The 19,696-nt window shown below is 37.5% G+C and carries 23 protein-coding genes; 13 read left to right on the forward strand and 10 right to left on the reverse strand.

What is annotated here, in order from left to right; all coding sequences use genetic code 11:
- The first annotated feature begins 71 nt into the window (after positions 1 to 71).
- From D2V08_RS13035 to D2V08_RS13080, 12 genes are all read left to right on the forward strand, one after another.
- Positions 72 to 1,085 (forward strand): hypothetical protein, encoded by a 1,014-nt coding sequence (locus tag D2V08_RS13035; RefSeq protein ID WP_119608601.1) that lies wholly within the window; start codon positions 72 to 74, stop codon positions 1,083 to 1,085.
- Between the two features lie 359 nt (positions 1,086 to 1,444).
- On the forward strand, positions 1,445 to 1,864 hold the full coding sequence (locus D2V08_RS13040; RefSeq protein ID WP_119608602.1) for a DUF3995 domain-containing protein: 420 nt from the start codon (positions 1,445 to 1,447) through the stop codon (positions 1,862 to 1,864).
- Between the two features lie 40 nt (positions 1,865 to 1,904).
- Positions 1,905 to 2,405, forward strand: a complete 501-nt coding sequence (locus D2V08_RS13045; RefSeq protein ID WP_119608603.1) for a GNAT family N-acetyltransferase — start codon at positions 1,905 to 1,907, stop codon at positions 2,403 to 2,405.
- Between the two features lie 203 nt (positions 2,406 to 2,608).
- Entirely contained in the window at positions 2,609 to 3,421 is an 813-nt protein-coding gene (locus D2V08_RS13050; RefSeq protein WP_119608604.1) for a metallophosphoesterase, read from the forward strand.
- A 22-nt stretch (positions 3,422 to 3,443) separates the two neighbouring features.
- Positions 3,444 to 3,923, forward strand: coding sequence for a hypothetical protein (locus tag D2V08_RS13055; RefSeq protein ID WP_119608605.1), 480 nt, complete (start codon positions 3,444 to 3,446; stop codon positions 3,921 to 3,923).
- Positions 3,924 to 4,085: 162 nt separating this feature from the next.
- Complete coding sequence (locus tag D2V08_RS13060) at positions 4,086 to 5,099, forward strand: hypothetical protein (protein ID WP_119608606.1); 1,014 nt, start codon at positions 4,086 to 4,088, stop codon at positions 5,097 to 5,099.
- Positions 5,100 to 5,406: 307 nt separating this feature from the next.
- Positions 5,407 to 6,120 (forward strand): VIT1/CCC1 transporter family protein, encoded by a 714-nt coding sequence (locus tag D2V08_RS13065; protein WP_119608607.1) that lies wholly within the window; start codon positions 5,407 to 5,409, stop codon positions 6,118 to 6,120.
- Between the two features lie 53 nt (positions 6,121 to 6,173).
- A complete protein-coding gene (locus D2V08_RS13070; protein ID WP_119608608.1) occupies positions 6,174 to 6,797 on the forward strand; it encodes a CatB-related O-acetyltransferase in 624 nt (207 codons plus the stop codon).
- A 9-nt stretch (positions 6,798 to 6,806) separates the two neighbouring features.
- The gene (locus D2V08_RS17375) at positions 6,807 to 6,953 is read left to right on the forward strand and encodes a hypothetical protein (RefSeq protein WP_182835550.1); all 147 of its coding nucleotides are present in this window, start codon (positions 6,807 to 6,809) and stop codon (positions 6,951 to 6,953) included.
- Complete coding sequence (locus D2V08_RS17895) at positions 6,941 to 7,192, forward strand: DUF6624 domain-containing protein (RefSeq protein ID WP_369126650.1); 252 nt, start codon at positions 6,941 to 6,943, stop codon at positions 7,190 to 7,192. The genes D2V08_RS17375 and D2V08_RS17895 overlap by 13 nt, the downstream gene beginning before the upstream one ends.
- Before the next feature lie 96 nt (positions 7,193 to 7,288).
- Positions 7,289 to 7,576 (forward strand): hypothetical protein, encoded by a 288-nt coding sequence (locus D2V08_RS13075; protein ID WP_119608609.1) that lies wholly within the window; start codon positions 7,289 to 7,291, stop codon positions 7,574 to 7,576.
- 145 nt (positions 7,577 to 7,721) lie between these two features.
- A complete protein-coding gene (locus tag D2V08_RS13080; RefSeq protein WP_119608610.1) occupies positions 7,722 to 8,285 on the forward strand; it encodes a PepSY domain-containing protein in 564 nt (187 codons plus the stop codon).
- Between the two features lie 21 nt (positions 8,286 to 8,306).
- Here the strand turns inward: D2V08_RS13080 and D2V08_RS13085 are convergent, their stop codons facing one another.
- Complete coding sequence (locus D2V08_RS13085) at positions 8,307 to 9,704, reverse strand: M20/M25/M40 family metallo-hydrolase (protein ID WP_119608611.1); 1,398 nt, start codon at positions 9,702 to 9,704, stop codon at positions 8,307 to 8,309.
- Positions 9,701 to 10,585 carry a PPK2 family polyphosphate kinase gene (locus D2V08_RS13090; RefSeq protein WP_119608612.1) on the reverse strand — a complete coding sequence of 295 codons (885 nt, stop codon included), beginning with the start codon at positions 10,583 to 10,585 and terminating at the stop codon, positions 9,701 to 9,703. Before D2V08_RS13090 ends, D2V08_RS13085 begins: the two co-directional genes overlap by 4 nt.
- A gap of 181 nt (positions 10,586 to 10,766) precedes the next feature.
- Here D2V08_RS13090 and D2V08_RS13095 point away from each other — a divergent pair, with 181 nt between their 5' ends.
- Positions 10,767 to 11,477 carry a hypothetical protein gene (locus D2V08_RS13095; protein ID WP_147374120.1) on the forward strand — a complete coding sequence of 237 codons (711 nt, stop codon included), beginning with the start codon at positions 10,767 to 10,769 and terminating at the stop codon, positions 11,475 to 11,477.
- A gap of 1 nt (position 11,478) precedes the next feature.
- Here D2V08_RS13095 and D2V08_RS13100 read toward each other — a convergent pair whose 3' ends face one another.
- The 8 genes from D2V08_RS13100 to D2V08_RS13135 all read right to left on the reverse strand — a co-directional run bounded on the left by D2V08_RS13100 (position 11,479) and on the right by D2V08_RS13135 (position 19,685).
- On the reverse strand, positions 11,479 to 12,642 hold the full coding sequence (locus D2V08_RS13100; RefSeq protein WP_119608614.1) for a sigma-54-dependent transcriptional regulator: 1,164 nt from the start codon (positions 12,640 to 12,642) through the stop codon (positions 11,479 to 11,481).
- A gap of 10 nt (positions 12,643 to 12,652) precedes the next feature.
- Positions 12,653 to 13,447, reverse strand: coding sequence for a DUF6268 family outer membrane beta-barrel protein (locus D2V08_RS13105; RefSeq protein ID WP_245980587.1), 795 nt, complete (start codon positions 13,445 to 13,447; stop codon positions 12,653 to 12,655).
- 108 nt (positions 13,448 to 13,555) lie between these two features.
- Positions 13,556 to 14,443, reverse strand: a complete 888-nt coding sequence (locus D2V08_RS13110) for a mechanosensitive ion channel family protein (RefSeq protein ID WP_119608616.1) — start codon at positions 14,441 to 14,443, stop codon at positions 13,556 to 13,558.
- Between the two features lie 6 nt (positions 14,444 to 14,449).
- Positions 14,450 to 15,790: an ABC transporter permease gene (locus D2V08_RS13115; RefSeq protein ID WP_119608617.1), complete on the reverse strand. Its 1,341-nt coding sequence runs from the start codon at positions 15,788 to 15,790 to the stop codon at positions 14,450 to 14,452.
- Positions 15,780 to 16,718 (reverse strand): ABC transporter ATP-binding protein, encoded by a 939-nt coding sequence (locus D2V08_RS13120; protein ID WP_119608618.1) that lies wholly within the window; start codon positions 16,716 to 16,718, stop codon positions 15,780 to 15,782. Before D2V08_RS13120 ends, D2V08_RS13115 begins: the two co-directional genes overlap by 11 nt.
- Positions 16,719 to 16,899: 181 nt before the next feature.
- A complete protein-coding gene (gene dnaJ, locus D2V08_RS13125; RefSeq protein WP_119608619.1) occupies positions 16,900 to 18,021 on the reverse strand; it encodes a molecular chaperone DnaJ in 1,122 nt (373 codons plus the stop codon).
- 6 nt (positions 18,022 to 18,027) lie between these two features.
- Positions 18,028 to 18,603 carry a nucleotide exchange factor GrpE gene (locus D2V08_RS13130; protein ID WP_119608620.1) on the reverse strand — a complete coding sequence of 192 codons (576 nt, stop codon included), beginning with the start codon at positions 18,601 to 18,603 and terminating at the stop codon, positions 18,028 to 18,030.
- Between the two features lie 137 nt (positions 18,604 to 18,740).
- A complete protein-coding gene (locus D2V08_RS13135) occupies positions 18,741 to 19,685 on the reverse strand; it encodes a TIGR01777 family oxidoreductase (RefSeq protein ID WP_119608621.1) in 945 nt (314 codons plus the stop codon).
- Positions 19,686 to 19,696 lie beyond the last annotated feature (11 nt).

The raw sequence follows: 19,696 nt of genomic DNA on the forward strand, positions 1-19,696 counted from the left end.
TCCCCGTAGCTAATGCGAGCAAGCTCGCAACACTACTCGCCATAGCCGCGTGGCCGTTGTAGGTAATTAAAATGAACTCAATTGAAACAAATATAAGTCGCTTAAGTCTTCATGATTCTCACTTAGAAAATCTTGAGAGGGCTGGTGATTTGACCATTGCAACTTTTGATTGGGGCTATTTAGCTGATTATTTGGAACAAGGATATGAAAATGGGATTGTTCTTGGGAAATGTAGATTCAAAATACAAGGAATTAATAAAGAGGAATTTCGAGTTTACAAACAAGAAGGAAAAGAATACGAAATCGAAAAAATACCAAGTGATTTAACCGACTGTTGGAATGAAATAGCAAATACAGAAATTGACGAATTAAAACAGGAAATTAAATTGGATGGAATGTTTACTCGTAATTCAGAGAGCAACTGGATTGAATGGAAGTTCAATTATGCATCAATTGAATTAGAGTGGTATTCTTTCATTACTGAAGAAGAATGGCAATTGGGAATTCTGCCACCAAACGCACACAAAAAATTAGATTCACTTCCTGTATATGGAGATATGTATATTCCAATTTCTGAATCTGAAGAACCCTTTTATAATGAAGGATTTGTCATTGAATTTAATGATGGAATTAAAACGTGGGTAGCGAACTTTCAATTAGGACTTACAGATTTGAATTTCACATATGAATTCTCGGAAGATAGAGTTTTAGTTGTTGCAGGTGGAGAAGCATATTTAATGAATCCTAAATCTCAAAAACCCATTAAAGTATTCGGTGGGGGGTACAAAAATTTAATCATTTATGGTCAAACTTTGATAATATCGGATGATATCTGTGTCGATTTTGTCAATGAAAATGGAAGAATTTGGGAATCACCAAGAATATCATTTGACGGTATTGATGATTTAAAAATTGAAAACAGAATTCTAATTGGCAAATCTTATGACCCAATGAATGATGCAGATGAATGGGTTGACTTTTCAATTAACCTTGACACAAGAGAAGTTCAAGGAGGTAGCTTCAGGAAATATTATCTAGACTCAGGTGAACCTATAAAAAAGAAACCGTGGTGGAAATTAAAATAAATAACATACCTACAACACTGTATATGAAATCATAGCACCCTTCGGGATGCTACGCTTCATATACTTACCGTTGGGAAAAATGCCTTCGGCCGCTCGGCCAGTACCGCAAGCGGCACAACCCCCCGAGCTATTTTTTCCCAACGGCCACGCAGTAAGACAGCTTATTCGCTATATTTATTCCACATTTAAAAAACAATGGCCTTCGCCCCGCAGAAAGAAAAATTGCACCTTTTCCCAACATGCGGCTATAGCGAATCAGCGTCCAATGGCTCCCCGTAGCTTTTGCGAGCAAGCTCGCAACACTACTCGCCATAGCCGCGTGGCCGTTGGCACCAATTTAAAAATACCTAACTGAAATTATGATTTTATCAATTTTATTAAGTTTAATCCTAATTGGACTTGGAATGATTCATTTCAATTGGGTAATCGGAGGAAAATTCGGATTTGTGGAATCCCTACCGACTAAAGAAAATGGAGAAAGAGTATTGAATCCGAAAAAAATTGATAGTGCAATAGTTGGAATTGGATTAATAGCTTTCGGATTTTTTTATGTGCTTAAGTCTGGACTTATTGAATACAATTTACCTGAATGGATTATAAAATATGGAAGTTGGATAATTCCAATAATATTCCTTTTACGAGCAGTTGGCGAATTTAAATATGTCGGATTTTTTAAAAGCGTGAGAAAAACGGACTTTGCAAAACTGGACACAAAACTCTTTTCGCCTTTGTGTCTGATAATCGGGATATTGGGAATAATAATTCAACTTATAAAATAAAAAAACTGGTGCTAACAATGTAGAAAGAACGTAATGGAAAATGAACAATATAGAAATCAGATTAGCGAATAAGGAAGATGCTCAATTTATTGCTCTTCTTGGAAGAATTACATTTACTGAAACTTTCGGCCACTTTTTTAGAGACAAGCAAGATTTATTGAATTATTATAATTCAACATTTTCAATTGAAAAAATTGAAAACGGAATTTCGAAACCAAATAATGTTTTCTGGATAGCTTTTGCAAACCGATTACCTGTTGGTTATGCAAAACTTAAATTGAATTCCAAATCAGAATTTATTGCGGATGAAAATATTTGCCAACTGCAAAAAATCTATGTACTAAAAGACTTTTTATCAATGAAAATCGGATTTGAATTGCAAAGCCGACTTCTTAAGAAAGCGAAAGAAAAAGGTTTTAGTAAAATATGGCTTTCAGTACTTGATAGCAATGAACGGGCGATTAATTTCTACATAAAAAACGGATTTATGGAAATTGGAAATCACGAATTCAAATCGGAAAGGAAAACTTTGAATTTATAGCAATGTCAAAGCAGTTAGAATTGAATACCGTGGCTAACAATGTATAACCGCAATTTATTCACTAATGTCGATTTTTTAAGGAGTACATCAGTCGCCACCCTCAAGTCGACGGATTCGACTATCTTTCGACTACGCTCAGGGCAAACTAAAACTAATCTCGGAATTGCTAAAGTCTGTGCTAAACCGTTGCCAGAATTTGAGAAATGACAAACTTAACCAGAAGGAAATTTATTAAAAAAGGAATTTTAACCTCAATTGGATTAGTTCTTTTGGACTCACTTTGGTTTGAGAAATATGTGATTGACTGGAATTACTTTGACATCTCAAAATCGGAAAAAAACAAAATAAGAATCATTCAAATTTCGGATTTACATTTTGACCAATTAAGATATTTTCACAAATCCATTGCAAAAAAAATCAACGCAATAAAACCCGACTTAATATTTATAACTGGAGATTCTGTTGATAAAACAGAAAAAATAAAACCTCTGAATGAATTCCTTGAGTTAATTGATAATTCGATTAAAAAATATGCGATAACCGGAAATTGGGAATATTGGGGAAATGTGAATCTCATAGAACTTAAAAGTATTTATTCTAAAAATAATTGTGAATTACTGATAAACGAGAATAGGACAATTTCAATTAGAAATCGAGAAATCTCAATAATTGGAATTGACGATTTTGTTGGTGGAAACGCCGACTTTGGAAAAGCAATTGAAAATCTAGAAGAAACTGAAACCAATATAGTTTTATCACATTGTCCTGAACACAGAGATATAATCACAAAACAAAAAGGAAATTTAAATATTGATTTAGTACTTTCTGGGCATACTCACGGAGGACAGATTACCTTTTTAGGAATTGTTCCTTTTAAACCTCAAGGAAGTGGAAAATATTTAAAAGGTTGGTCTAAAGAATCCGAACCGAAAATGTACATATCAAAAGGAATTGGAACAAGTATTTTACCCATCCGATTTGGAGCAAGAGCGGAAATGGTAGAAATGGAAATATAAAAACTGAATACTTATTAAAAATTTGAAGAAAAAAGAAACATTTTGGATACTCGGAACTATTTGTTTTATTCTGATCATAATACTCTGGATTTTTGGAATTGATGGACTTACATTGGAATCTGTAACCGACATTAATGTTCACGATACTTATTACGTAATTGCGAATATTCATCTGATTGTGCTACTTACAACGCTAGTTTTCTTTGGCGTTTACCTTATCCGAATGTTGAAGCGGAATTTTAAAAACTTGACCGCAAATCTAATTTTTATGATTTCGGACTTAACTCTGATTTTGATTTTCACCTTTCTGATTTCGTTGGTCAATTCTATTCGAGCAATCCCAACTACAGCCGAATATGAGGTTTTTCGTGGCGGAATTGAAGGAAGCAATGGAAATGGATGGAATGCTTACTATGTTTTATTGACCATTCAACTTTTATTGATAATTCTACTGATAATAAGTGGAATAAAAACTGGCCTGAATTATAAACAAGCTGAATAAAAAAAAGACATAGAGGATATATAATTCATCGGTTTAATTCCTAATTGAAATTCATTATCTTCAGTTATAATGAAACATCACAAAAACCATTGTTAGGGCTTAGGAGGTCCCCTAGAACAAAACCATAACCAAGACCTTCTGTTGTAATCATTAAATAATCGTATGAATTATAAACTACTATTAATCTTTTTTGTCGTCCCTACACTGTCCTTCTCCCAACAATTTACCGATGAAGAATTGCTTGAAATGCAATTACCTATGATCTATAAAGTAAATCGTGCAATATTTCCCATGGACAAATATTTTGAGAAATATGAGATAGACACATTGAACAAAGTTGAATATTTCGATGAATTCAGTCAAAATAACCCCGCACAGAACTTAGATAGTATAGAATGTGAGTTATCCATACTGGAATCTTCTTTTCCTGGAATAAGAAGTAAAAAGCAGCAGGTTATGGACCTATCGTTTAAAATAAATATGGATGAAAAACTCCCAAGAAATAAAACAAAAATTATCGAATATAATCTTACAGATTCCAATAACAAAAAGATTGTTTTAATGGATTCCCTGGGACGTTCCAGAGGTGGCGGCTCCAATATAAGCTATCAGATGTTTTATCTTCAAAACCTCGGATTTGGCTCGATCAAAGGGTATATCGACTTGCAGTTTAAATTTTTGACAGGGTATAAAAATTACAGGATAAACAAAGAAAAAGGAGATTCGTTGATTAGAATCGAAGATAGAACAATAAAAATTCTTGAGTATAAAGAGAACTATATTGTATTGAAAGGCGATAAAGAGCTTTTGCAAAAATTGGAGTACAGTAATTTAACAAACAATAATTTTCATATCGTCGCTGCCAAAGATGAAATGGAAATGAATTTAAATTTGTTAGAAATAAACAGTAATGCTGAAGTTAGTTCTTTATCCTACTCGTCACCATCCAGTAAAACGGTTCTTCCATCACAGTTTTTTGATGATAAAATCAAGGATATGCCGTTTAACGAATATAAATTGTTCTTTAATAAAAACAGAAAGGCTTTTGAGGATCAAGAGTACATGTGCTTAATAAAATTCAACACCAAAATCATAAACCTCTATCTCCATTTGCCCACCTACGAAAAAACGCTAACAAAAAATATCAATGTAGACAGTAAAATTATTACACGATAACTATGGTCTTACGGCCATCAGAGCTGTACATTATGCTGAACATTAGTAGAGTTGAGTTTCCCAGCATTTTGAAACAAGTTTTGATCTTGGATTTGACGTATTGAAACATAGGATAAAACCAAAGCTTTGGTTGGATGTAGAATAAAATAGCAAGTTAAAACGCGTCATCCATGATTAAAGTTTATCATAAACGGCAACTTTGCCGAACCAAAAGATTGAAATGCAATTAAATTGACCATAGCAAATATGTATTGACTGCTTAAATTTTGGTAAATTTTGGCTACCTAACTTTAAATCAAAAGAACGAATGGAAAAGGAAAAAGTCACAATAGAAAATTACTTAGATCCCCATTATATCCATCGGAGCAATTGGTTAAGAGCGGCCGTTCTTGGTGCCAACGATGGTATTATTTCTATTTCGAGTCTTGCAATTGGTGTAGCCGCTGCAAGTACAACAAAAGAACCCATAGTTCTGGCAACTGTGGCAGGACTGGTGGCAGGAGCATTATCAATGGCCGCCGGTGAGTATGTTTCCGTCAGTTCTCAAACCGATATTGAAAAGGCCGATATTGAACGGGAAAAAAAAGAACTGGAAGAAATGCCTGAAGAAGAATTAGATATTCTAACGCAAATCTATGAGCAAAGAGGGCTAAAACATGAAACTGCCATACAGGTAGCCAAGGAATTAACCGCTGCCGATGCATTGGGGACCCACATGCGAGACGAGCTGGGCATCAATGAAATGAGTAAAGCAAACCCGATTCAAGCGGCCTTGGCATCCGGAGCAGCATTTACCGTAGGTGGACTACTACCATTATTGGTTGTGCTTTTTATCCCAGTAAAAGGAATGGAATATTGGCTCTATGGATTTACCATACTTTTTCTAATTATTTTAGGTGCAACATCTGCAAAGACAGGTGGCTCAAGTATTGGAAAAGCTATTATCCGAATAACCATTTGGGGAACAATTGCAATGGGATTATCTGCATTCGTGGGTTATCTTTTCGGAGTTAATGTGTAACATCTTTCCAAAAAATGTTGTGGGTAATTTGAAGCAATAAAATTTTAAATTAAATGACAGGACCTAATAAAGACGAAAAATTCCCGCTGGAACATTATAACAGACTCTGTTTCCTTAAAAACATCGTCAAAAACCCCAACATCATTGTTGGGGATTATACATACTATGATGATTTTGAGAACGTAGAAAATTTTGAAAAGAACGTAAAATACCTTTTTGATTTTGTAGGCGACAAACTGATCATCGGTAAGTTCTGTATGATTGCCTCCGACGTTAAATTTATAATGAACGGTGCCAACCACCTGACCGATAGCTTGTCTACCTACCCGTTCTCCATATTTGGAAACGGCTGGGAAAAAGCAATGGAGGGAAAAACCTATCCCCAAAAAGGTAACATTACCATAGGTAACGATGTTTGGATTGGCTACAACGCTACCATTATGGCAGGGGTAACTATTGGGGACGGCGCTATTATTGCAACCAACTCCACCGTTATAAAAGATGTAGAGCCCTATTCCATTGTAGGGGGCAATCCCGCAAAGGAAATCAAAAAACGTTTTCCGGATGAAACCATTACCAAGCTTTTGGAATTAGCTTGGTGGAACTGGGATATTGAAAAAATAACGGCCAATGTTGGGCACTTGACCGATAATGCAATTCATAATCTTATCGATTAATATTATAATATGAGAATTGCTTACACCACATTCATTCTTTGCTTTGTTATGGGCTGCAAAAACAAAAGTCCTGAAGTGAACCGAACCGAAAAAAAAGTGGTATTCAACCAAGAATTGGCCGACGAATTGAAACGGATGGCCGAATTAGACCAGTAAGATTAAATAAGGGTCAACCACAGGTTTATGGTACCCAAGTAGATTACAATTGGGAAGTTTGTCAAGCTTTTCCAAAAACTCTGGAGGATAGTATCAATGTAAATCAAAGAAGAAAAAAGATTGGTCTACCACCTTTGAAAGAGTATCTCAACCAAATGTCCGAAATGCATTTTGAGATAAATAAAGCTATATTTTTGGAAAAAGGAATCAACGGACCCAAACTCTATAAAACAGAATAGGCAGTTTACCGAAGTAAAATTTTGTGGATTTTTTCACTAATCCTGTTAAATGAAACCTTTTATATTTTAATTTAGTGTAGATTAAAGTCCATTTCTATGTCAATTAGTAAAAGGTACCTTATAATCCTATCATTAGTTTTGGTATTGCTTTCAATTCCATTTACGGCCATGCAATTCTCATCTGAAGTAAATTGGTCTTTATTCGATTTTTTGGTAGCCGGAGGATTATTATTGGCCCTGGGTTTCGCTATTGATTTTGTAGCTCGAAAAGCAAAATCTTTCAATAATAAAATTATTGCGATCGTAGCCATAGTGATTTCGTTTCTTCTTGTTTGGGCAGAATTGGCCGTTGGTGTTTTCGGAACTGCTTTAGCAGGAAGTTGATCAAGGTTTGGTAAGTTCCGATAACTGACCATCTTTCATATTCTAAAATTTATGTTAAATACGAACATGCTCTTAAAATTCAAGAGTAAATGCCTAGTACCCTTCCATAAATTTTAATGATCTTTAGGTTTTTTAACAGGCAGGAATGGGCAAAAGGAAGAAGCAGGCCAAAGTATTACGTATATTTCGAAAAGTACACAGAACCACAGGGGCATTATTATTTATATTTTTCTTTTTCATATCTGTATCCGGTCTCATCCTGGGCTGGAAAAAGAACTCTAACGGATATATTCTCCCAAAAACACAGCAAGGAACCACAGCAGAGTTAAAAGAGTGGCTTCCTATTGATAGTCTTCATTCGATTGCCTGTAACACCCTGCACAATAAAGTATCTCCTGAACTTTCCCTCGAGATTGACCGAATCGACCTAAGAAAAGAGAAAGGTTCCATGAAGTTTATTTTTGTAGATTCCTTTTATGAAGTCCAACTGGATGGTGCAACTGGTAATGTTCTTTCCATTGGCCAAAGAAAATCGGATTTTCTGGAAAATGTCCACGATGGTTCTATCGTCGATGATTATTTTGGAACGGATGGCTATATTAAACTAGTCTATACCACGGTAATGGGTGTTTCCCTTTTGATTTTTACCATTACAGGATTTTGGCTTTGGTATGGTCCTAAGCGAATGAGAAAAGCTAGCAAGGCTTAATTTTATTTTGGTGCGCTTTATTTAACCCTTAATTTTTTTGGTCGGGATGGTTCCATATTTATCAATAAGATAGACCAAACTTGCCATAGTGGCCGCTCCCAGCTCCAATTCCCTTTTGTTCACATGCTCAAAAGTATCGTTTTCAGCATGGTGATGGTCAAAATAACGCTGTGTATCAGGTCGCAATCCGGCCAATACCATTCCATCTTCTTTCAATGGACCAATATCGGCTCCACTTCCACCTTCATAAAACATATGAATCAAATAAGGCTCAAATAAATCACGCCATCCTTGAATCTGTTTTACATTTTCTGTACTAGCATCAATAGAGAAACCGCGAGGGGTAAATCCTCCTGAATCACTTTCCAAAGCAAATACATGCTCTTCATTCTTATTTCTAGCGACCTCGGCATACTTATTACCTCCTCTCATTCCGTTTTCTTCATTCATAAACAGAACCACTCGCAAAGTGCGTTTTGGCTTATATCCTGTTTCTTTAAGCAACCTTAAAACATCCATGCTCTGCACACAACCAGCTCCATCATCATGGGAACCATCTCCCAAATCCCAAGAATCCAAATGACCTCCGACAACCATAATCTCGTTGGGATAGGTACTTCCAGTTATTTCGCCAATCACGTTATAGGATTGAACATCTTCCAACTGTTTGCAGTTTTGTTTGAAGTAAAACTTGGCATCAGGATTTAATTTAAGGGTAGTACTCAGCAGTTCAGCTCCATTAGTACTGATGGCAGCGGCTGGTATCCGTTGGTTTACCGGTGTATCGCCATATCCCATGGAACCAGTATGGGGATAATCATCCAAACGAAGGTTCATGGAACGTACAATAACACCCAAGGCGCCATATTTTGCCGCTTCGGCAGCACCTGAATAACGCTGGTCCACACAGCCTGAGTATGCTGAAAAAGTATTGATCAATGTTGGGTCCATGGGTCGGTTGTAAAAAACAATTTTACCTGCAATTTTATCCCTTCCCAATTTTTCAAGGTCTTCAATCCCTTTAACTTCAATAACACTGGCCTTTAATCCACCATCCGGAGTTGCCACAGACCCCCCAAGAGCACAGATAGGCACATTGGTTGTTAGCCCGGGTTTGGTCTCAAAATAGGCAAATTCCGGGATACCCCTAACCCACTTTGGCACCATAACTGGCTGAAGCCAAACCTTGTCCAATCCCAATGAGTCCAGTTGTGCCTTAGTATACTCAACGGCTTGTTGAGCTTGCACGGATCCTGAGAGACGTCCCCCAATTTGATTAGATAGATAATTAAGCCAATCATAGGCTTTGCCATTAGTTAAGGCTTCATCATAAATCGCTTTAATCTGTTTTTCATCCTCGGTCTGAGCAAAAAAAGGGGTACTGACCAACAAAAAGGCCAAAAGTAGGAAGGTTCTCATGTGGTTTCTTTTTCCAGTTCTTGTTTAAAGGTTTCTAAATTAGCTTTTATTTCGTCGTCCAACTCAGGTTCCTCGATATCTTTGTACTTTTTTAACGCTTCCATCATTATGGATGCCACGATGACCCTTGCTGCATTTTTGTTGTCTGCTGGAATCACAAACCAGGGTGCGTGGTCTTTGGAGGTCTTTTTCAGAGCTTCTTCGTAACCGGCTTCGTATTTATGCCAAAGCTTTCTTTCCTCCAAGTCTCCTGGAGAAAACTTCCAATTCTTCTGCTTTAACCGAATTCTCCGAAGTAAACGCTGTCGCTGTTCTTCCTTGGAAAGATGTAAGAAAAACTTAAATATTATGGTGCCGTTCTCGGCAATGTGTTTTTCAAAATCATTGATTTGTTGGTATCGTTTTTCCCAAAACTCATCATCAATATCATATACACTTTCTACTTGAGGAATATTTTCTGCCAAAATATATTCAGGATGTACTTTGGTAACCAAAACGTTTTCATAATGTGTTCTATTGAACACTGAAAACTTTCCTCTTTCGGGCAAAGCAATGTAATGACGCCAAAGGTAGTCGTGTTTTTTTTCCTTGGTCGATGGTACCTTGAAACTATGCACCACCACTCCCCTAACATTAAAATCTTTAAAAACTTCCCGGATTAAACTATCCTTTCCTGCGGTATCAATTCCTTGTAAACAAACCAATACTCCGTACTTTCCATGGGCATAGAGCGTATCTTGGAATTCCCCCAAGTCCTTCCGGATATTTTTAAGTTCCTTTTTCAGCTCTTTGTTAGATACACCAAAGTCCTCATGGGTACTTAATTCGGAAAGCTGGACATTACCTGTTACCCTATATTCTTCTGTTTTGACTTTTTTCATGGGAATGAATATAATTCTTTTTGATTACTACTTCAACTAGGATTTTAAAAGTGTATTTCATCGATACTTTGACCGCTTGTACCCAAAGATGGTTATTTAATCGATCTATTTGTCCGGCGAAACGGTGAAAATGTAACTTTATGGAAATCAGTGACGCAGCGTCCCAAATCTAAAAAGCGTTATGAAAAGCAGACAGATTATCCTACTAATAGTCTTCGCTATTGGCTTGATTGGCCTATTGCTGATGACTTCGTTTACAACTCCAGCCAATGCTTGCCAATATGCAAGTTCAAATTTAGAATATATTAAGAGTAAAATTCAAGATGCTGTCCTGGCCGAGGATTTAAACATGTCCAAATATCATGCTTACAAGGCATTGAATGGTATTGAGAAGACTAGGGAGAATTTTTTGGACTGTGGTTGCGAGGGTGCAATTGAAAGTTTGGAAAATACACTTTTACACTTAAAATCGGCCACGACATCCAGTGCTTTTAAAAAATCCAAAATAAATCTGCATAAAGCATTGGAGACAACAATTATAGGCATTAATGTTCTTAAAGAATTTGAACAGCAAACATCCAGCGAATATGGGAGTAACGTTTTGGTTCTGAACACAACAGATGTCGTGGACTTTAAGGATGGTATGTTATTGACCCATGGTTCCACCGTTAAAAAGCAGGTACACCAATGCTTATTGGGTTTTGAATCTTCATTGGAAAAAGTAGTTTCCGATGTAGACTGCAAAGATGCACGTCGGTTTATCACAAATATTTATGAAGAATCTCGTTTGATATTGTTGAATACCGAACTTTCACAACATAAAAAGGAATATCACCAACGTGTAAAAACCCTTACCGAAGAAGCACTTCAGAATCTAAAGGATTGCAATTAGCCTACTTAACGGCAAATAGCTTCACATCCTCTTCAGATACTTCCTTGCCACCCAATATGATCAAACGCTCCACCACGTTTCGGAGCTCACGAACATTTCCTGTCCAATCGTAGCTTTTGAGCAATTCAATAGCTTTTTTGGAAAAACTTTTTTGTCCGGTTCCTTGTTCCGATGCGATTTTTTTTGAGAAATGTTCTATCAGTAAAGGAATATCATCACGTCTATCATTGAGCGCAGGAACCTTTATTAAAATTACAGCTAAACGATGGTAAAGGTCTTCCCGGAATTTACCTTCTTCTATTTCCTTTTTTAAATCCTTGTTGGTCGCGGCAAGCACTCGAACATCCACCTTTATATCCTTATCGGAGCCGACCCGGCTAATTTTGTTCTCCTGAAGGGCACGCAAAACTTTGGCTTGGGCGGACAAGCTCATATCCCCTATCTCGTCCAAAAATATGGTTCCTTTATTGGCAGCCTCAAACTTACCTGCTCTATCTTTTACGGCCGATGTAAACGCACCTTTTACGTGTCCAAACAATTCACTTTCTATTAACTCTGATGGAATCGCGGCGCAATTTACCTCAACAAACGGAGATGATGAACGTGGGCTTTTTTGATGCACCCAGTGGGCCACAAGCTCTTTACCTGTACCATTGGAACCGGTTATTAACACTCTGGCATCTGTAGGTGCCACTTTTTCGATCATATCTTTTATGGCTCCGATTTCCTTGCTTTCCCCAATCATTTCATAATTCTTGGAGATTTTTTTCTTGAGTACTTTGTTCTCAACGGCTAGCTCCTTTCGGTCCAAAGCATTACGAACGGTGGTGAGCAATCGATTTAAATCCGGTGGCTTGGAAATATAATCATATGCCCCTAACCTCATAGTATTGACAGCAGTGTCCAAATCACCATGGCCGGAAATCATAATAAAGGGGATTTCTGGTTTTATTTTTTTGGCAGCCTCCAAAACTTCGACACCATCCATTTTAGGCATTTTGATATCACAGAGTACAAGGTCAAAATCTTCTTTTTTAATTTGATCGATTCCTGCACGTCCATCCTCGGCCTCAGCAACATTATAGCTATCGTTCTCTTCAGCCAATATTTTCACCAATACTCTTCTAATTGCCGATTCATCCTCTATTACCAAAATTTTAGACATATGCTACTTTTTAAAAAATTCCAATTTTGAAACCTGTTCTAATATAAAGATTTGACTCATCATTCAACAAATAAACCTTCCCCTGTTCATCATTTCTTAATATTCCCTCTTGGACTACGGTTCTACCCACCATCGCAAAAAGCGACATCCGTTTAGAGATATTGTATTGATATACCAAAGTACCCAATAAGGATGTCAATGATATCTTTGAAGCCACTTGACCATCTTCCAATAGAATATCGTTTTGAAGATTTATAAAGTATCCATCCAATAATAGTGCCATTTCCAAGGAATGCTTTTCGGTAATGTAATACCTCAAACTAGATTTTGGTATCCCAAATGTAAATGACCAATTAGGATGAAACTTTCTGTAATAATTTACCAAAGGTAACGGCACTGGTAATCCAGTTGTACTATTATAGGTTAATCCCAACACAATCCGATACGGTTTGTCCGCATCGGGACGCTCTTTCCATAGGGTGGCAGTGGCATTCATGAAAAAGTCATCGGTAACCGAGCCACTTACAAAGTTAGATGCCATTCGTGGAGTAAGGATGGTCACCAAGTTCCAATTTTCGTTCCATTTGGTAATAAGCCCTACGTTTAAATCGATTATATGAAACCGAATCAGTTCGCTTTTATCAAACGGTAAATTTGCAGAATACCCCATATCAAACCGGTTATATTCCACTCCGGTAATGAGATAGTCCTGCTTTTCATTAAGTTTTATAGGCAGATTCAAAAGCGTCTTATACCGCTGCGTTTTTATACCAGTATCGTTTTCAGGGATATTGAGATATTCCACTCTAAAAATATCGGTGCTCTGAGCCCATAGATTAGGGCTGCAAAGTATTACAACGAAAGTGAACCACTTCCAGATTGCAATATGGTGAACTGAAGTTTTTATATCTTTCTATTGTTTTGGCTGAATAATATGTATATCGCGTTGTGGGAACGGTATACTAACGTTGTTCTCCTTAAACTGGGCATTGATCTTATAACGCATTTCACTTTTTATCCTAGGATCCCTAAAAGTGTCGTTGGTGAAAAAATAAATGGAAAAAATCAAGGCAGAGTCCCCAAAATCTTCAAACAGCACAAATGGTTTTGGATTCTTGAGCACTTGTCGCTGATGGGCCGCTACATCTTGTAAAATCTTGGTCACCAAGTCAACATCACTACCATATGCAACGCCAACACTTACCTTTTCCCGAGTTGTCCTATGGTTTTGGGTGTAATTATAAACAATGTCACTTATAAACTTATGATTGGGAAGGATAAGAACTTTATCATCGCGGGTTATGGCCCGAGTGGTACGAAGCTTAATTTCGAAAACCTTACCTACTTTACCATCAACCTCTACTACATCGCCAACCTGGAGTGATTTGTCAACAATAATAAAAATTCCCCCAAGAACATCCTTGAACAACTCCTGCAATGCCAAACCTAAACCAACAAAAAGGGCTGCGGAAGCGGTAATAACCAATGTAATGTCCACCCCTGCCGCACTTAAGGTAACCAGTAAAGCAACCAGGTATATAACGTAATTCGTAAACTTAAACACACTGGAAAACTTCTGTTTGTCCTCCTGTTGCATTTTTCGAGTAAGAAGGTGCCTCAACCATTTAAGCACAAACTTTGTAGCTATAAGGGTAAAAGTTAAAAGCAACAATAACCCGATGGTAAGATGAATTGATTTTTCACCTTGGCCAATATGGAACCCAAGATCTAAAAAATCCTTTATGGACCCCCAAACATCTTCTTTTATAATTTCCTTTATATCCTCTGCCTCTTCTTGCATACTATTCTAATATCGCAACCATTTTATCAATTCTTTGTAGGTAGGCTTTTTACCGTACATTAAGATACCTGTCCTATAAATTTTGGCCGCCAATGATACAATACCAAAAAAGGTGATGATCAAAAAGAAAACAGACGACAAAAATTGCCATAAAGGTACTCCACCTTCACCAATTCCTCCTGGCAATCGCATCAACATAACAATCGGCGATGTCAATGGAAATAGTGAGAACCCAACTGCAATGGGACCATGCGGATTACTAAATACGGAAAAGAATCCCACATATATAGCCAACATTAAAGGTAAGATAATAGGGAAAATAAATTGCTGTGTATCGGTCTCATTATCAACTGCAGCTCCAATTGCTGCGTAAATAGAACTATAAATAAGATATCCGAGAATAAAATAAATGAAGAAAGAAACAATAAGCAAAACCCAAGGTATATCATAAATCTCTTTTGCATACATCATCATTTCACTGTCCATAGTTCCCAATTGGGACATCCCTCCCATTGGGCCCGGGGGCATAGCAGAATCGGTAGAAAGTGTGGTCAGGTCTATTCCAAAAATCAAAACTGCCAAAAACATTAGTGCAGATGCAGAAACGATCCAAATGGAAAATTGCGTGATTCCCGCCAAGGAGTTGCCAATAATTTTTCCGAGCATCAATTGAAATGGTTTCACCGACGATATGATCACCTCTATAATTCTACTGGTTTTTTCCTCGATAACACTACGCATTACAAAGCCACCATAAATTATAATGAACATCATAATAGCATATCCAAACCCTCCACCAATGATAGCTTTAATTTCGTTGACACCTTTCATACTTTTTTCTCCTTTAAAAGTTGAAAGATTGATTTCAAAAGGTTTTTCAATATTGGAAAATTGTTGCGGAGACACCCCTAACTTCTGCAAACGATCCTGTCGTAATTTTTTTTGGAATAAACTCTCAAGTTTTTGGGTCACCGAGGTGTTTGGGTTGTCCTTTGTAAAAAGGTAAGTAGCATTCGCCACCTCTTCCACCGTTGTTCCATTTGGGATGTAGAGCAATCCATAATACTCTAAAGAATCGGTTGAATCTTTAGCTTGCTCTAGAGTTAAATCGTCAAGGTGTACATAGGATATATTCTTGGACGGATTGAACTCTGTTTGAAAGAAGGCACTTTCATTTAAAACCGAAACAACCCTTGTCTCATCATCATTCACCTTGGCCAAATAGGCAATAAGTACAATCATGCCCACAATCAAAAGTGGACTTAAAATAGTCATAACAATAAAGGAGCGGTTGCGCACCTTGGCCAAATATTCCCGTTTTATGATCAACCCAAGTTTACTCGCCATTGTCCTTGCTATTTACGGTTTGTATAAAAATATCATTGGCCGAAGGTATGGTTTCCTCGAACCTGTTGATGTTTGCCATTTTAGAAAGTTCTTCTAAAATATCACCCGTGTGCGATGTTGGCAACTGTACTTTAAAATGTAGTTGATGTTCCATCTCATCCATTTCCGAAGAAAGAATATTGAACTTTTGCTTTAAGGATTGTATTAAGCCCTGAGCATCTTCCTCTACTTGAAGCCCGACATTAAAAATATTGTTCTTATATGCTTTTTTGATTTCTGATAATTTACCATCCAGTATTTTTTCCGACTTATGGATCAAGGCTATATACTCACAAAGTTCTTCAACAGACTCCATACGGTGGGTGGAAAAAATAATAGATGTCCCATTTTCCTTCAACTGAAGAATCTCGTCCTTGATGATGTTGGCATTTATAGGATCAAAACCACTGAATGGCTCATCAAAAATCAGCAATCTTGGTTCGTGCAGCACGGTAACGATAAATTGAATCTTCTGTGCCATTCCTTTAGAGAGCTCTTGGATTTTCTTATCCCACCAATCACCAATATCAAGGCGATCAAACCAGTATTTGAGTCGTGTTTTGGCTTCGGTTTTGGACAATCCCTTCAATTGTGCCAAATACAATGCTTGCTCACCCACCTTCATACTTTTGTACAGCCCCCTTTCCTCCGGTAAATATCCTATTGAGGCAATATGCTTCGGAGCCAAAGGCTCTCCATTGAGGAAAATTTCGCCAGAGTCTTGGTGGGTAATTTGGTTGATGATTCTGATAAATGAGGTTTTACCTGCTCCATTGGGACCCAAAAGTCCGTATATGCAATTCTTTGGAATTTGAAGTGATATGTTGCTCAGTGCTGTGAAGTCCCCATAAGTTTTGGTCACATTTTTGGCAACAAGGATATGATCCATGTAAATTATTTTTTCAAAGATATGTATTTGCAGAATACCTGCATTTCCTATAAAAACAAAAACCCACCCTTAAAAAAATCAAGGATGGGAAAAAAATTGCTATGAAAAAGAAAATTAGATATCGGTCACCCAACATCAGTTTCAAATATACGTTTTTTATTTAAACAGAAGGTTTTAATTCTTAAGAGAACATGTCTTTTACCTTCTCAAAAAAGGATTTATCCGATTTTTCGGGACGTGGAATAAAGTTCTCATCGTCCTGCATACGCTCAAAAAATTCCTTCTGCTCCTTATTTATATTCTTTGGTGTCCATACATTCACATGCACCAATAAATCCCCTGCACCATAACCGTTAAGGCTATTGATTCCTTTACCTCGAAGTCTCAAAATCTTTCCAGACTGAAGACCTGGTTCCAGTTTTATACGGACTTTTCCGCCAATGGCATCAATTTCTTTGGAACTGCCCAAAACAGCTTCGGGCATACTTATGTACAAATCATAATGTAAATTATCCCCTTCACGCTTCAAGGTATCATGCTCAAGGGTTTCAATGGCCACTAGCAAATCGCCTGCAATACCATTTCCAGGAGCATCATTACCCTTGCCTGTTACTTTTAGCTGCATACCATCTTCTACACCTGGTGGTATTTTTATGGACACGGTCTCCTCCTCTACCTTAAGCCCTTGGGCATCGGCACCAGCAGGTTTTTTATCAATGGCCTGTCCAGCACCTCCACAAGTTGTACAGGTAGTTGCAGTCTGCATCCTACCCAAAATGGTATTGGTTATTTTTGTGATTTGTCCGGTGCCGTTACATGTAGGGCAAGTTTTATAGGTAACTCCATCGGCTTGCAGCTTACGTCTTACCTTAACCTTCTTTTCAACCCCATTCGCTACTTCTTCCAGCGTTAGCTTAACACGGATACGAAGATTGCTTCCTTTGGCTCTGCGCTGTCCGCCACCAAATCCGCCAAATCCACTGAATCCACCGCCGCCGCCAAAGGCGCCACCAAAAATATCACCAAATTGACTGAAGATATCATCCATGTTCATACCTCCGCCGCCAAAACCACCACTTCCATCGAAAGCTGCGTGACCAAATTGGTCGTATTTTGCTTTCTTGTCTGGATTTCCCAACACCTCATAAGCTTCGGCAGATTTTTTGAACATCTCCTCTGCCTTGGCATCACCGGGGTTTTTATCCGGGTGGAATTCGATGGCCTTTTTTCTATAGGCCTTTTTTATTTCTGCGGCTGAAGCTCCTTTGGAGACTCCTAATATTTCGTAATAATCCTCCTTCATACAGTTTTAGTTTCCAACAACAACTTTTGGATGTCTTATGATGCGGTCTCCAAGTTTGAATCCTTTTTCCACCACATCAATAATTTTCCCTTTCATTTTTTTGTCCGGCGCAGGTATCTGGGTAATGGCATCGTGCACTTCAGCATCAAACGTATCACCTGGATTGGCCTCAACTTGTTCCAAACCTTTGTTCTTCAAGGTTTCCTTAAATTTATTACTGATGAGTTCAACTCCCTTGAACATTTCCTTATCCTCTGATTTGGAAAGCTCTTTTAGAGCGCGATCAAAATCGTCCATGATTGGCAACAAGGCCACCATGACTTCTTGTCCTGCAGTTTTGAACAAATCCATACGTTCTTTTGAAGTCCTGCGCTTATAGTTTTCAAACTCGGCAAAGAGCCTAAGAAACTTTTCTTTTTCCTTTGCTAAATCTTCACGAAGCTTCTCCTCTTCTGAGATATCTTCCCTGCTTTCTTTTGCTTCGTTAGCCTCTATATTATCATCGTTCAGCTCAGTACTCTCTTCTGTTTGCCCTTTGTTAGGCTCATCTTCCATTTCCTCAACCTTACTTTTATTGCTCATGTTCTAATGTTTTATTCCGATTTGAAATGGCAAAAGTACTGCCAATTGTATTAAAATGTCAAAATGTCACCGCAAAACATAAAAAAAGCCGCCTAAGCGGTCTTTATTGATAAAAAACGTCATGAAAAATCCAATTCCTATGCTTCAACAGATGCTGGGACTCCATTTTCCTGCGGAGCAAATAAACTTTTTAAAGCTTGGCAAATATTTACATATTGAAAAGAAAAACCTTCTTCTTCAATTTTTTTACTACTCACCCGTTGGCTTGCTAAAACAAGAGTGGACATTTTACCCAAAAAAGTTTTTAGAAGAAAAGCTGGCACATTGGGCAACCATAAAGGCCTTTCCAAAATTTTTGCAAGTTCCTTGGTCATCTTGGTATTGGTTACTGGGTTTGAGGCTACACCATTATAGACGCCCTTAAGATTGTTTTCTACCGCAAAAACAAACATTTGCGCCAAATCATCAATATGAATCCAAGATTGCCATTGTTCCCCACTACCTAGGGGAGCACCAACAAAATTTTTAATCGGCATAGCCATTTTTGGTAAAGCTCCTCCATCTTTGGACAACACCAATCCAATTCTAATTTTAGCTACATCAATGTTCAATTTTTCAAAAGTATTAGCTTCGGCTTCCCATTTTTGAACTACTTCACCCAAGAAACCATCATCGACTTTTGTCTCGTTTTCGTCATAATATTCACTAATGGAATTCGGGTATATTCCTATGGCAGATGCAGAAACAAGACATTCAACCTCCTTGTTTTTGGATTGTTCCAATCCTTTTTTCAAGGTTCGCAAGCTATTGATTCGACTCGAAAGCACTTTTCTTCTATGGTCCGGTGTCCAGCGTTTTGCGATATTGGTTCCAGCCAAATTTATAACAGCCTGAACATTATCAAAACAATCCAAGTCTATCTCCTCTTTAGAAGGGTTCCAATAAAAACCTTGAAAATTTTCTGTGGAAGTAATCTTTTCTTTGCTCGTGGTCAAATAATTTACAGGTATACCCTTTTGATGCAGCACCTTCACTATGGCCTGCCCAACTAATCCCGTAGCTCCTGTTATCAACACCTTCATACTATCATTTT

This window comes from Flagellimonas lutimaris, from assembly GCF_003581615.1.
GTDB lineage: Bacteria > Bacteroidota > Bacteroidia > Flavobacteriales > Flavobacteriaceae > Flagellimonas > Flagellimonas lutimaris.